The 13,527-nt window shown below is 66.4% G+C and carries 12 protein-coding genes; 11 read left to right on the forward strand and 1 reads right to left on the reverse strand.

What is annotated here, in order from left to right:
• Positions 1 to 60: 60 nt before the first annotated feature.
• The 5 genes from CFB47_RS19235 (at position 61) to CFB47_RS19255 (ending at position 5,000) form a co-directional block, all read left to right on the forward strand.
• Positions 61 to 1,368: an SDR family oxidoreductase gene (locus tag CFB47_RS19235; RefSeq protein ID WP_089462034.1), complete on the forward strand. Its 1,308-nt coding sequence runs from the start codon at positions 61 to 63 to the stop codon at positions 1,366 to 1,368.
• Positions 1,365 to 1,835 carry a DUF2269 domain-containing protein gene (locus CFB47_RS19240; RefSeq protein WP_089461959.1) on the forward strand — a complete coding sequence of 157 codons (471 nt, stop codon included), beginning with the start codon at positions 1,365 to 1,367 and terminating at the stop codon, positions 1,833 to 1,835. The genes CFB47_RS19235 and CFB47_RS19240 overlap by 4 nt, the downstream gene beginning before the upstream one ends.
• Before the next feature lie 100 nt (positions 1,836 to 1,935).
• Positions 1,936 to 2,808 (forward strand): thiol-disulfide oxidoreductase DCC family protein, encoded by an 873-nt coding sequence (locus tag CFB47_RS19245; protein WP_089462035.1) that lies wholly within the window; start codon positions 1,936 to 1,938, stop codon positions 2,806 to 2,808.
• Positions 2,805 to 4,304: a TIGR01777 family oxidoreductase gene (locus tag CFB47_RS19250; RefSeq protein ID WP_089461960.1), complete on the forward strand. Its 1,500-nt coding sequence runs from the start codon at positions 2,805 to 2,807 to the stop codon at positions 4,302 to 4,304. Before CFB47_RS19245 ends, CFB47_RS19250 begins: the two co-directional genes overlap by 4 nt.
• A 72-nt stretch (positions 4,305 to 4,376) precedes the next feature.
• Positions 4,377 to 5,000, forward strand: a complete 624-nt coding sequence (locus tag CFB47_RS19255; protein ID WP_089461961.1) for a glutathione S-transferase family protein — start codon at positions 4,377 to 4,379, stop codon at positions 4,998 to 5,000.
• 94 nt (positions 5,001 to 5,094) lie between these two features.
• On the opposite strand, the gene CFB47_RS19260 is transcribed toward CFB47_RS19255, so the two are convergent.
• The gene (locus tag CFB47_RS19260) at positions 5,095 to 6,495 is read right to left on the reverse strand and encodes a serine hydrolase (protein WP_089461962.1); all 1,401 of its coding nucleotides are present in this window, start codon (positions 6,493 to 6,495) and stop codon (positions 5,095 to 5,097) included.
• A gap of 260 nt (positions 6,496 to 6,755) precedes the next feature.
• Between CFB47_RS19260 and CFB47_RS19265 the strand changes: the two genes are divergently transcribed.
• From CFB47_RS19265 to CFB47_RS19285, 6 genes are all read left to right on the forward strand, one after another.
• Positions 6,756 to 7,175: an HIT family protein gene (locus CFB47_RS19265; protein ID WP_043181059.1), complete on the forward strand. Its 420-nt coding sequence runs from the start codon at positions 6,756 to 6,758 to the stop codon at positions 7,173 to 7,175.
• A 256-nt stretch (positions 7,176 to 7,431) separates the two neighbouring features.
• Complete coding sequence (locus CFB47_RS41230) at positions 7,432 to 7,596, forward strand: hypothetical protein (protein WP_011353821.1); 165 nt, start codon at positions 7,432 to 7,434, stop codon at positions 7,594 to 7,596.
• 167 nt (positions 7,597 to 7,763) lie between these two features.
• Positions 7,764 to 8,423 (forward strand): isoprenylcysteine carboxylmethyltransferase family protein, encoded by a 660-nt coding sequence (locus CFB47_RS19270; RefSeq protein WP_089461963.1) that lies wholly within the window; start codon positions 7,764 to 7,766, stop codon positions 8,421 to 8,423.
• A 378-nt stretch (positions 8,424 to 8,801) separates the two neighbouring features.
• The gene (locus CFB47_RS19275) at positions 8,802 to 9,248 is read left to right on the forward strand and encodes a hypothetical protein (protein WP_039349867.1); all 447 of its coding nucleotides are present in this window, start codon (positions 8,802 to 8,804) and stop codon (positions 9,246 to 9,248) included.
• An 873-nt stretch (positions 9,249 to 10,121) separates the two neighbouring features.
• Entirely contained in the window at positions 10,122 to 10,958 is an 837-nt protein-coding gene (locus tag CFB47_RS19280) for a bifunctional allantoicase/(S)-ureidoglycine aminohydrolase (protein ID WP_039349877.1), read from the forward strand.
• 588 nt (positions 10,959 to 11,546) lie between these two features.
• Entirely contained in the window at positions 11,547 to 13,346 is a 1,800-nt protein-coding gene (locus tag CFB47_RS19285; protein WP_143330845.1) for a hypothetical protein, read from the forward strand.
• Positions 13,347 to 13,527: the final 181 nt, after the last annotated feature.

Genomic DNA, 13,527 nt, shown 5'->3' on the forward strand with positions numbered 1-13,527 from the left:
CGCTTTTTTTGGGGTCGTTATTTCTGTCTGTACAGAAATAACTGTAAATAGAGGATGAAAATGAACACCGTCTTGCCGTCGACCTGCCCGCCTGGCCGCACCGGGGGGCGCAGCATGACCGTGCTCGTGTGCGGGGCGAACGGCTTCATCGGGCGGGCATTGTGCGCGCAGCTCGAAGCCGGCGGCCATCGCGTGCTGCGCGGCGTGCGTCAGGTGGCCGGCTCGTCCGACGTCGCGATCGACTTCGTGAAGGACATCGACCCGGACGCATGGCTCGCGCGGCTGGAAGGCGTCGACGTAGTGATCAATGCGGTCGGCATTCTTGCCGATCAGCGCGGCGCGACGCTCGACGCCGTGCATCGCGCCGCGCCGTGCGCGCTCTTCACCGCGTGCTGCCGCGCCGGCGTGCGGCGCGTGATCCAGATCTCGGCGCTCGGCGTCGAGCGTGGCGATACGCGCTACTTCGCGAGCAAGGTCGCGGCCGACCGCTTCCTGCAGACGCTGCCGATCGACTTCCGGATCGTGCGCCCTGCGCTCGTCTACGGCACGGACGGCGCGTCGGCGCGGTTTTTCCGGATGCTCGCGAGCCTGCCGGTGCAGGTGCTGCCGGCGGGCGGCCATCAGCGGCTGCGCCCCGTGCACGTCGACGATCTCGCCGAAGTCGTCGCGCGGTGCGTCGATGCGCCGGCGGCCGGCCACCCGGTGATCGACGTGGTCGGCACCGACGAAGTCGAATACCGCGAGATGCTGGCCCGCTACCGCGCCGCGCTGGGGTTTGCGTCGGCCGTTCGCATCGGATTGCCGGGCCCGCTGGCCGGTGTGGCGGCCGTGCTCCTCGGCACGCTGCCGGGCGCGATGTTCACGCGCGATACGTGGACGATGCTGCGTGGCGGGAACACCGGCGATCCGGCTGCCGCCACGGCGATGCTCGGCCGGCCGCCGCGCGGGATCGACGGTTTCATCGGCGCGGACGCCGCGGCGCTGCGTCGCGACGCGCTCGCGATGTGGCGTCGCCCGCTGTTGCGTGGCGCGCTGGCGATCGTGTGGATCTGGACGGCCATCGCCAGCGCCTTCATCCATCCGCTGCACGCGAGCCTCGCGCTGCTTGCACCCGCGCACCTGACGGGGCTGCCTGCGCTGATCGCGCTCTATGCGGCCAGTGCGCTGGACTTCGCGTTTGGCGTCGCAACCGTCGTCGCGCCGTCGCGCCGCCTGTGGGCCGCGCAAGCCGCGCTGATCGTCGCGTATTCGGCCGTCATCGCGGTCACGATGCCGGCCCTGCTCGCCGAACCGTTCGGCCCCGTGCTCAAGAACGTACCGATTCTCGCGATCCTGTTGATCCTTTTTTCAGAAGAAGAACACGCATGAATACCTATCTCGTCATCAAGGCGCTTCACATCCTGTCTTCGGTGCTGCTGGTCGGCACCGGGTTCGGCACCGCGTTCTACCTGTTCTTCGCGAACCGCACACGCTCGGTGCCCGCGATCGCGGCCGTGTCGCGCCTCGTGGTGCGCGCGGACTGGTGGTTCACGACGCCGGCCGTGATCTTCCAGCCGGCATCGGGGCTGTGGCTCGCGCACACGGCCGGCTGGCCGTGGGATACGCCGTGGCTCGTCGCGTCGATCGTGCTGTATGCGATCGCCGGCGCGTGCTGGCTGCCGGTCGTATGGCTGCAGGTCGAGCTGGCCGCGATGGCGAAGCTCGCGCATGCGAATGGCGATGCCGCGCTGCCGGAACGGTACTGGCTTTACGCGAAGCGCTGGGAGCTGCTCGGCTATCCGGCGTTCTTCGCGATGCTGACCGTCTACTTCCTGATGGTGCTCAAGCCGATGTAAGTGCGCTGCCGCCGCTGCACAGTAGCGGCGTTGTGGCACAGCGGAGAGCAGTCGATCGATTCGTGAAGCACGCGACGGGTAATAAGAAGGAATGCGAATCATGGAATCAAGTGAACTGGTGCTGTACTTCGACGGACGATGTCCGTTATGCGTGGCGGAGATCAAGCGTCTCGAGGCCCGCGACGCGCGACGCCGGCTGGCCTTCGTCGATATCGCCGAGCCGGGTTTCGATCCCGCGCCGCTGGGCGTCGACCTGCCCGCGCTGAACCGCGAATTGCACGCGCGTTTGCCCGACGGACGCATGCTGACCGGCGTGGACAGCATCCTGGCCGCCCAGGCGCTGACCGGCCGCCGCTGGGTCGTCCGGCTGCTGCGCGTGCCGGCCGTGCGCGGTGCGTTGGCGCTGCTATATCGCCGCTTTGCGCGCAACCGGCATGTGGTATCGCGCTGGCTCGGCTATCGCGCCGAAGCGCCGTGCGACGGAGCGGCGTGCGGTAGCGGTCGCGACCTTACTGCCGCACCCACGGCGGATCGTCCGGCGGGCGGCGCGGCGCGCCGCCTCGTGGTGACCTGGATGTACTGCGCGGCGCTTGCGCACCTGCTCGTCGGCGTTGCCGTTCCTTGGGTTGCAAGCGCGCCGTGGCTCGACGCGTATCACCGCGCCATCGAGCTGCATTTCTGGACGGGAACGGCGCCGCACCCGGCGCGTGCGCAGCAGATCTGGTGGATGTCGCTGATGGGCGCGACGGTGCAATGCGCGTCGGTCTGGATGCTGGCGCTCGTGCACCTCGGCAACAGGTTGCAGAAACGGGAAGTGTGGGGATGGCTGCTGGCCGGCCTGCTGATCTGGGCGCCGCAGGACATGCTGTTTTCATTGCAGGCCCGGGTATCGGGCCACGTGGCGATCGACGCGGCGGCACTCGTCGCGATGGTGCCGCCGCTTGTCTGGCTTTGGAGGAGGGACGCGGTATGAACACCCTGGCTGCTTACGACTGGGCGCTCAACCTGCTGATCGTGCAGGGCGCGATGGGCGCATTCGACACGCTCTATCACCATGAACTCACGCAGGATCTCCCGCACAGCCCGCGCGCGCGGCTCGAGCTGGGAATTCACGCAGTGCGCTCCGTGCTTTACGGTCTCGTGTTCGCATCGATCGCGAACGTCGCCTTTCACGGCGCGTGGGTCGCGGCTCTTGCGGCGGTGGTGGTGGTCGAGGTGGTGCTGACGTTGTGGGATTTCGTCGTCGAGGACCAGAGCCGCAAGCTGCCCGCGACCGAGCGCGTGCTGCACACGCTGCTGGCCGTCAACGGCGGCGCACTGTTCGGGATGATCGCGATGCAGCTGGCCGCGTGGGCGCACGAGCCGACCGCGCTGCAGGCGATCGACCTCGGCTGGCGCGGCTGGTTGCTGAGCCTCTTTGCCGTCGGTGTAACGGTATCGGGGATCCGCGACGGAATTGCGGCCTGCCGGATCGCGCGACGCGAGCCGGTCGTCAATCCGTTCGCGGGGCAACTGCCGGGGAACGTGCTCGTCACCGGCGGGACCGGCTTCATCGGCGAAACCCTCGTGAACCAGTTGCTCGATGCGGGGAATACGGTCACGTTGCTGGCACGCGATCCGCTGCGCGCGGCCTACCAGTTTCACGGCCGCGTGCGCAGCGTCACGTCCGTCGAACAGCTGCGGCCGCACGAGCGTTTCGACACGGTCATCAATCTCGCGGGGGCGCCGGTGCTCGGCGCACGCTGGAGCAAGCGCCGGCAGGCGGTGCTGCTCGCCAGCCGCGTCGGCGTGACGGAATCGCTGATGCGCTGGGTCGAGACCGCCGAGGTCAAGCCGCGCACGTGGATCCAGGCATCGGCGATCGGTTACTACGGCGTGCGTCCTTCGGACGAGCGGCTCGATGAAAGCAGCAGCGCCGGCACCGGCTTCATGTCGGCGCTGTGCCGGCAGTGGGAGCAGTCGGCACAACCGCTCGAGCGTCATGGCGTTCGCTCGGTCGTGCTGCGGCTGGGCGTCGTGTTCGGCCCCGGCGGTGCGCTGCGCCCGATGCTGCTGCCGCACTACTTCGGGATGGGCGGGCGCTTCGGCGACGGCGCGCAGGTGATGAGCTGGATCCACCGGGACGACGTGCTGCGGATCATCGCGCGTGCGATGGCGAACCCGGGCATGCACGGCGTCTACAACGCGGTCGCACCCGCGCCGCTGACCCAGCGCGAGTTCGTGCAGGTCGTGTCGAAGGTGCTGCGCCGCCCGGCCTGGCTGCACGTGCCGGCCGCGCCGCTGCGCGTTGCGATGGGCGAGATGGCCGAGCTGCTGCTGGACGGCCAGCGCGTGATGCCGGCGCGGCTGCATCAGGACGGATTCATGTTCCGGTTCCCGACGGCCGAGCATGCGCTGCGTGACCTGACGAATCGTCCGCATGCGGATTTTCCGCGTGCGGCCTGTCGTTTGCCCCGAGGTCGCGTATAAACTCGGCGTGAACGCGTTCGGCGCGTGTCGTGCGTCCCGAATGCTCCGCATCCGACCTCACAAGGAGACTGCATGCTGCACATCCTCGGCAAGATCCCGTCCATCAACGTCCGCAAGGTGCTGTGGCTGTGCACCGAGCTGAACCTGCCGTTCGAACAGGAAGACTGGGGCGCGGGCTTCCGCACAACCAACGATCCGACCTATCTCGCGCTGAATCCGAACGGTCTCGTGCCCGTCATCAAGGACGACGATTTCGTGCTCTGGGAATCGAACACGATCATCCGCTACCTCGCGAACCGCTATGGCGGCGACGCGCTGTATCCGGCCGAGCCGCAGGCGCGCGCGCGGGTCGATCAATGGATCGACTGGCAGGGTGCGGACCTGAACCGTTCGTGGGTGGGTGCGTTCCTCGGCCTCGTGCGGAAGTCGCCCGACCACCAGGACCCGGCCGGCATCGCGCAGTCGATCGCAGGCTGGACGAAGCACATGCAGGTGCTGAACGCGCAGCTCGAAGCGACCGGTGCGTACGTGGCCGGCAACAGTTTCACGCTCGCGGACATTCCGATCGGCCTGTCGGTGAACCGCTGGTTCGGCACGCCGTTCGAGCATCCGGATTTCCCGGCGGTGAAGCGCTATATCGAACGGCTCGCGACGCGCGAAGGCTTCCAGAAATACGCGGGCAGCGCGAACCCGTGATGTGTCGCAGGTAGTGTGCGGTGTGGCGGCGAGGCAATCGCATCGTCGCCGCGTTCGCGTCACGACCGATATGCACGGGCCCGCGGGCCGGTTTTCATGCGCCGGGCGCCGGTATCGCGTCGAGCACGCGCGCAAGAAACGCCTCGTGATTCCACGCGGATTCTGGCCGCGACAGCCCGAGCCGCACGACCACCAGCTGCCGGCTTGGCACCACGCTCACGAACTGGCCTTCATGGCCGACCGCATGAAACGCGTCGGCCGGCATCGCGACCGCATGCGGATCGCGATCGTTGAACGGCTCCGGCACCTTGACCCACAGCTGCGCGCCATATTCCTGTTGCTCCGACTGCGGCGTCGTGCGCGTCAGGTAGCGTACCCAGCCTTCCGGCAGCAGCCGCTGCCCGTCCCACACGCCGTCCTGCAGCAGCAACTGCCCGAAGCGCGCCCAGTCGCGTGCGCTCGCATACATGTACGACGGGCTGACGAGCGTGCCGGACGCATCGGGTTCGAACACCGCGCTGCGCATCCCGAGCGGCGCGAACAGCGCGCGGCGCGGTAACGCGAGGTAGTCGGCGTCGTTGCCGCCCAGTGCCTCGCGCATCACGCGTGCGAGGATCGCGCTCGTGCCGCTCGAGTAGGACCACCGCGTGCCGGGTGTCGCGGCGAGCGGCTTCGCCGACGCGAACCGCGCGGTATCGGGTTGCGCATACAGCATCAAGGCGACGTCGGATAGCGGGTCGTCATAGTCCTCGTTGAATTGCAGGCCGCTCGTCATGCGCAGCAGCGCGTCGAGCGTGATGGCCGCGCGCGGATCGCCGCTGCCGCGCCATTCGGGGAGCAGCGCCGACGCATCGGGCGACAGCTTGTGCTGCGCGACGAGCGTGCCGACCAGCGCGGCCGTGACGGTCTTCGTCATCGACCAGCCGGGCAGCGGTGTGTCGGCGGTGAAGCCGGGCGCATAGCGTTCGGCGATCACCTGGCCGCGCCACATCACGACGACCGCGCGCGTGCGCCGCGGCCGCGCCGGATCGGGTTCGTCGAACGCGCGGTCGAGCGCGGTCTGCAGCTTCTGCGCGTCGATGCCGGCCGGCAGCGTGGCCGGTGCCGGCCGGGTGGACGGCGGATCGGGGAGCGGCGGCAGCGCGGCCGGCAACGCGCCGGGCGACGGCCCAAGCGCGAGCGTGCAGCCGAGCCCGGGCCGGAAGTCGGCTTCGCGTTCGGCGAAGCCGGCGAAGGTCGCCGTCGCGCGATGATGGTCGGGATCGATCGACGGGTGTACCAGTTTCAGCAGCGGATGCACCCCCGCCATGATGTCGACGTCGATCACGGACGCGGCCGGGCGGCCCGACACGTACACGCCGGAACACAGCGCCTTCGCCGCATAGCCGGTCGCGATCGGCGCGAGCCGGGACAACATGTAGCCCGTGTAGCCGACCGCTGCGACGACAGCGAGCGCGACGCCGCGCAGGATCAGCTTCTTGAAGGGGATCGTCATGCGCGAGCGTCCTCGGTGGCGTGCCGGCAGGCAGCGATGCGGCAGTGTCTCAGGTTCGGGCGATGCGTTGCAATCGCGGTGGCCTGACGCGCGATGGCGACCGGGCGGTGGCCCGTGCGTTACGCGTCCTGTGCCCTGCTCGACGATTCGGCCGTCACCGCACGGTGAACGAGTTGAAAACGGCCCCGCCGTCGGCCGATAATCGTCCGGCATCGCTTTCCTTTCCCATTCTCCCAGTCCAACCGTCATCGGAAAACGCCATGTCCTACGACAACAACAACCCGTTCGCCAAGATCCTGCGCGGCGAACTGCCGTGCGTGAAAGTCGCGGAAGACGACGCGACCCTCGCGATCATGGATCTGATGCCGCAGGCCGACGGCCACGTGCTCGTGATCCCGAAGGAGCCGGCCGCGCAGATCTTCGAGTTGTCCGGCGATGCCGCCGCGGCCGGCATTCGCATGACGCAGCGCGTGGCGGCGGCGGTGCGCGCGGCGCTCGAGCCGGACGGCGTGTTCATCGGCCAGTTCAACGGCGCGGCCGCCGGCCAGACGGTGCCGCATGTGCACTTCCACGTGATCCCGCGCTGGGAAGGCGCCGAGCTGCGGATGCATGCACGCGAGATCGCCGACGCGGCGACGCTCGAAGCGCTCGCGCAGCGCATTCGCGCGCGTTTCGTGTAACGCGTCGATTGCACGCGGCGACGGCACGGCTTGACGCACCGGCCAGCCGTCGTGCCAACGCCTGTTTCAGCGGTCATGCGAGGTAACACGTGTAACCGCCGGCGAAACTCGGCCCGGCCCACCCGGCGCTAGACTCCGCGCATTGCTTCACCGAGCGACAGGAAGGGCGGATCGCCTCTTCGTGCCGGCCGCCGCCCTTCACGGCGGCAAGGCTCTTCGCGAGGTGCCATTCGTCTTTCGCGCCGGGAATCGAGCCATGACCAGACTTCTCATCACGCTTGCCCTGATCGGCGGCCTGTCCGGCTGCTATGTCGCGCCGCCGTACGGCTACGCACCCGCGCCGGCCTACTACGGCTATGCGCCGGCGTATTACGCGCCGCCCGTCAGCGTCGGCATAGGCGGCAACTTCCGCATCCGCTGATCGGGCATTGGGCGCAGGTGCTGGCCGCGTCGGTCAGCGCCGACGCGTTGCGCCGGAGACGCGCGCGGAGTTGCGTATCGCATGACGGCGGTGTGCTGCGCAGCGCGGCGTGCGCGCGCTTCCTATACTTCACAGGAAAGCGCATTCCGCGTTCCGGTGAGGCAGCCATGGCAGTCACCCGCAAGATCGCAGTCGCGTCGGCCCTCTCCACGCTCGTCTACCTCGGGCTCGCGGTGCTCGGCAGCGGCGGATTCGCGGCGTTCTTCTCGCATCCACAGCTGACCGTCATCGTCGTCGCGACGCTTGCGATGGCCGTCGCCGCGCTGTTCACGGAAGGAAACCTGAGCAGCGGCGAGCGCGAGAATCGCGACAACCGCTGGGTGCTCGCGGCGTTCGGGGTGAGCGGGTTCCTGCTCGCATACCTGCCCGCGCTGACCGACCGGCTCGACTTCTGGACCTTCGGCGGCGACGCGGTGCGGTGGACCGGCGTCGTGCTGTACATCGTGGGCGGTGCGCTGCGCATCTGGCCCGTATTCGTGCTCGGCAAGCGCTTCAGCGGGCTCGTCGCGATCCAGCCGGGCCATACGCTCGTGACCGACGGCATCTATCGCCGCATCCGCAATCCGAGCTATCTCGGCCTGGTCGTCAATTCGGTCGGATGGGCGCTCGCATTCCGATCGGGTGTCGGCTTGCTGCTGGTCGTGCTGACGATGGTGCCGCTCGTCGCGCGTATCCGCTCCGAAGAGGCGCTGCTGCGTGCGCAATTCGGCGCCGAATACGACGCGTATTGCGCGCGGACCTGGCGTCTGCTGCCGGGCGTGTACTGACCCTCTTCATTGCTTCCCCACGCCGTTTTCGGGCGCCGCCCACGATTCGTTCCCGATGTGTTGCCACGTGTGTCGCAAACGTGCGACGCCGTGCATCGGCGGCCTGTCGTTCCACAGGGCCGGACCGGCGGCGGAGCCAATGCTGGCGCGGGTTTGCGGGCGTTCGGGTGCAGCCGTTCGAACGCGCTTATTCGTAAACAACTTGTTACCAGAATGTCCACGGCAAGGATGTGGGACCGGTGCTATTCTTCGCCGCAAGCTCAATGAAATGAATTGGTCCGCGGTTCGGCACAATGCCTGACACGACGTCGATCGATTCAGATCGTCGTACCGAGCGGACCTTCAATAACCAGATTGCGAACAAGGAAGAATACGGGAATGTGGAAGAAAATCGCCCCCGCTCTCGTCGTCGCCGCTTTGACCGGCGCGACTGCACTGCCGGCCATGGCAGGTGACATGAACAACGCGCTTGGCGGCGCGCTCGGCGGGGTAGCCGGCGCAGCGGTCGGCGGTGCGCTCGGTGGCAGCACGGGCTCGGTGATCGGCGGCGCCATCGGCGGCGGCGCGGGTGGCGCGGTGACGTCGAACCGTCACGAGCGCACCGGCGCGATCATCGGCGGCGCCCTCGGCGGCGGCGCAGGTACCGCGGCAGGCAACGCGATGGGCGGCCGCACGGGCGGCCTGCTGGGTGCGGCGGTCGGCGGCGGCGCCGGCGCGGCGCTCGGCGGCAACATGTCGCGCAGCTCGTACGAGCGCGATTACGGCGGCCGCGGCGATCGTGGCTACCGCCACCGCAAGCATCACCATCACCGCGACTGGGACTGATCGTCGCTGGCGAAGCCCGGTGCGTGAACCGCGCACCGGCGCGCCGACGGCGTCGGCACCCGACGCGAGATTCGGCCCGGCGGCCTGCCGGGCCGTCATCGCCGGCCAGACCGGCGAATTCCTTCCGGCTTCGTCAGCCGCGACCCGATGCCCGATCGACGGGCCGGCAAGTTTCTCTCCTCGTTCTATTTCCCCGTTTTCCGACTACATCGCCTGTCGTGACTGAATACGTCCGGGGCGTGCCGATATCGTTCGCGTTCCGTTCGATTTCCGTTGGCCTCGTTGTGTGGCCAGACGACGGCTCATGATTGGCGTGGTGCGGCTGGCCGCCGTGCGCACGTTGGCGCGATCCAGTCTGCGTAACCAGAGGTATCGCGCACCGCGTGTGTCGCTGCAACTGCAGCGGCTTTTCACTTGCCCCTCCAGCGTCCCGGCGAACGAGCGCGTTGCCTTGCCCGTCAGGATTTCCCTGATAGCCAGACCGTCGCTTCGCACTTCGTCACCGCGTATCACGGCTGCCGGCTGGTAGTGGGAAATCGAATGGAATCCATCGCAACATTTAATTGGTCGATTGCGAACGACTTCGCTATCGTCGGCGATGCTCGCGTACGGCATTGCACCGTGCCGCTGGCCGCGCCTCGCCGCATGATCGCGAGCGCCACGGCCCGGTCGCCGGCCCCACAAGCACGGGCCGACGCCGTCCGATGAACCGGACGAACCCGTCGCGAAGCCTGGCCGACCGAACGAAGGCGCATGCGCCTTCAAGCCACCCCGGCAACGATGTCCCGCCGCCGCATGCGTGCCCCACGCGCGTACGTGCCGCCCGATGCCGTTGGCACCCGGGGCCGGACCAACCCATTGCCTGGATGCACTATGTCTAAGACAACGTATTACGCGCCGCACGGCGGCCACCCGCCGCAGACCGATCTGCTGACCGATCGCGCGATGTTCACCGAGGCGTACGCGGTGATCCCGAAGGGTGTGATGCGCGACATCGTCACGAGCTGGCTGCCGTTCTGGACGAACACGCGCCTGTGGGTGATCGCCCGCCCGCTGTCGGGTTTCGCGGAAACCTTCTCGCAGTACATCGTCGAAGTGAACCCGGGCGGCGGTAGCGACAAGCCCGAGCAGGACAAGAACGCCGAAGCCGTGCTGTTCGTCGTCGAAGGCGAAGCCGAGCTGACGCTGCAAGGCACGAAGCACGTGCTGAAGCCGGGCGGCTACGCGTTCATTCCGCCGGGCGCGGACTGGACGCTGCACAACGTCAGCGATGCCGCGGTGCGTTTCCACTGGGTGCGCAAGCACTATCAGGCCGTCGACGGCATTCCGCTGCCGGAAGCCTTCGTGACCAACGAGCAGGACGTCGAGCCGATCCCGATGCCGGGCACCAACGGTGCATGGGTGACGACGCGCTTCGTCGACATGAGCGACATGCGCCACGACATGCACGTGAACATCGTGACGTTCGAGCCGGGCGGCGTGATTCCGTTCGCTGAAACGCACGTGATGGAGCACGGGTTGTATGTGCTCGAAGGGAAGGCTGTTTATCGACTGAACCAGGATTGGGTCGAGGTCGAGGCCGGTGACTTCATGTGGTTGCGTGCGTTCTGCCCTCAGGCGTGCTATTCGGGTGGGCCTGGGCGGTTCCGTTATCTGCTGTACAAGGATGTGAACCGTCACATGAACCTGTTGCTGAATCCGGCGCGGTAAGCGTCGTTCAGGCAGTTGGATGTGAAAGCCCGCCGGTGAATGCCGGCGGGTTTTTTTTCGGGTTCCGTGGATTTCTTTGACGGTCGATTGACGGCCCGAAGCGGGCAATTGCGGTCTATCTTATGCGGCTCCTCCGAAGCATAAATCGACGGTCCGGTAGCTCGCTCAATAGTGACAATACACGCGAGAGTCATCAGTAACCGCTACTTCAGATGTGGAGACACTTTTCAACAGTGCGGAAACGGGCGGCTGTTGGCCAGCGAAAAACGCTGGTGGCAGCGACGGGTGCCGGGTACGTAGGAAATGCGATGAAGGGGGGAAACGCAACGAGCCCGCCATGTGGCGGGCTCCTGGGATGGGTCGGGGAACAGAAAATGTAGCGGGACACCGCCCAGACCTACACCCCTGACCCCTTGATAACCATGCCGTCAAAAAACAAACGCGACGGACTTGCTAGAGTGGGACGTACTATAGACGGCCAAAGTTCCCCGGTCAACAAAAAGTCGCTGCAGAACGGGGACAGGAAAGGCGAGCGTCAAAACAGTGCGCAGAAAGCGCGTGCCAAAAAACTGCACAAGAACAGAAGCAATGAAACACGATCCCAGACTAGCGCAGTATCCGCTCACCCGTGAACAGTCCGTATTTGCGAGCGTCTGGTACAACATGACGTATGCGTATTCCTTGGACTCGCATCGGGTGCGTGTCATGCATGCGGTCAACATCCTCGAAGAGCTGATGCGGCTGACCACTTTGCCCCACGCCAGCAACGAGGACCGCTGGATGGTCGCCCGTGAGGCGATCGGAATTCTGGAGAGTGAAGCGGCATTGAAACGTGAGGCGCTCAATGCGGCGACCACTGGAATCCGCACCCTGTTAGGCAAGTCATTTGGCGAGAAATTCGACAAAGGCGCGATCGAGAAAGGACGTGCTTTGCTCGAATCGCACCTGCGCGAGTACGTCGACCTGCTGCGCCGCTATTATGTCGATGAGGTGATACAAGGCCTGCATGACGCGGTGCTTGCCCCGGATGCGCGGCCCGAGCCCGAGCGTTTCAAGGAAATCCGGTCCCTAACCGGCAGTTTGATCAGTTGCCTGATTGCACGCGGCCAGAGCATTGAAGGTCTCTACCAACTGTACCGTCAGGTTCTGGTGCCGATCAAGCCGCAGAAGAAGGCATACGTCTTTGCGCAGCGCTTTGACCTGCTCAAGAAGCTGATCACATCAGAGAGCCGCGCCTGGCGCGCGTGCTTTGCGATCGACGGAGTTACCGACACGAGGTCGTTTCCGCCGCAGATCGGCGACATCGTGTTCAATCCGGAGGCTCCTGAGGAGATGGGCGCACTCCCCGGTATGAAGGAACAGGGACACCGCCTCTTTGCCTACGGCTGGGCGGACGCGATTGACGCGCGTACCGCGGGCCAGCTAGTGCACGACCGCATCAACCGGGTGCTTGACTTGGTGCGTTTCGAATACGACAGGGCCAACATTGTGGTCTCGGACCAGTTTGCAGTACCGAAGCCGACAGGTCCAGACTGGCGACTGCTGCCGATCCCGAAGGTGGTGCCGAATCCGCAGTCGTCGGTCAGCCCAGAGGAACTCGACGCGTTCGCCCGGAACGTCGGTCGGCTCGTCACCGGTGAGCGCTTCTCGCGGGAAGGGCGCGATCGCGTGCTTGCAGCCTTCCGGCTCTACCGCATGGGGGCCGACACCACCAGTTTCGAGAACAAGCTCGTAAACTGGTGGACCGGACTGGAATTTCTCGCCAAAGGCATGAGCGGCTCGGGACCGATCGGTGACGCGGTCGAAGACAGTGTCACGCCGGTCCTGATGGGGGTCTCGGTAATTAATCATCTGACAGCCTATCGCGAGGTCCTGCTCGAACACTCGGTGGAACTCGTCGACACACCGAGCGGGCAACCGATTGCGCTCAAGGAGTTGGATTGCGCGCAACTCTACGATGTCCTCGCACAACCGGCGCACCGCCGGACAGTCAATGACCGGTTGCGGGACGTGCCGCTCACACAGATGCGCTTCGACCAGTTCATCGGGTTTCTCGCTTCTCCGGGCGACATGAACACATTTCTCGGGCGGGCCGAACAGGGGCTGCGCTGGCACCTGCAGCGAATCTACCGCGCCCGCTGCGATATCGTACACAGCGCGGGCCGGATGGTGAACATCGCGCTGCTGTGTGCGAATCTGGAGGCGTACCTAAAGTCGGCGCTCACCGCGCTGCTGGCCGCGTTCGGGCGCATTCCGACGCTCGCGAGCCCAACGGAATTTTTCATCCGGGCCGAGCACAGCTACGCGAACGCGCGCGAGACGTTAGGCCGTGGCAATACGGGCGCACTCAAGGCGTTTCTGACGGAACTGAAGCCGCAGCAGGTGTAGCCTGCTGCTCAGGCCTCCATCTCACGTGTCCGCGTCCACCGCCCACACAGAGATCCTCAATGGAGTTTTTGAACAGAGGCTGATCTGCGAATTCGCCTGCGTGCCGAGCACGCATCGCTGTTCCGGCTTGCTGAAGTGCCGGCCCACGGAGTGGGAAAGGCGCCACGACCGAGATGACCGT

Origin of the sequence: Burkholderia sp. AU27893, assembly GCF_002223205.1 — a bacterium.
GTDB lineage: Bacteria > Pseudomonadota > Gammaproteobacteria > Burkholderiales > Burkholderiaceae > Burkholderia.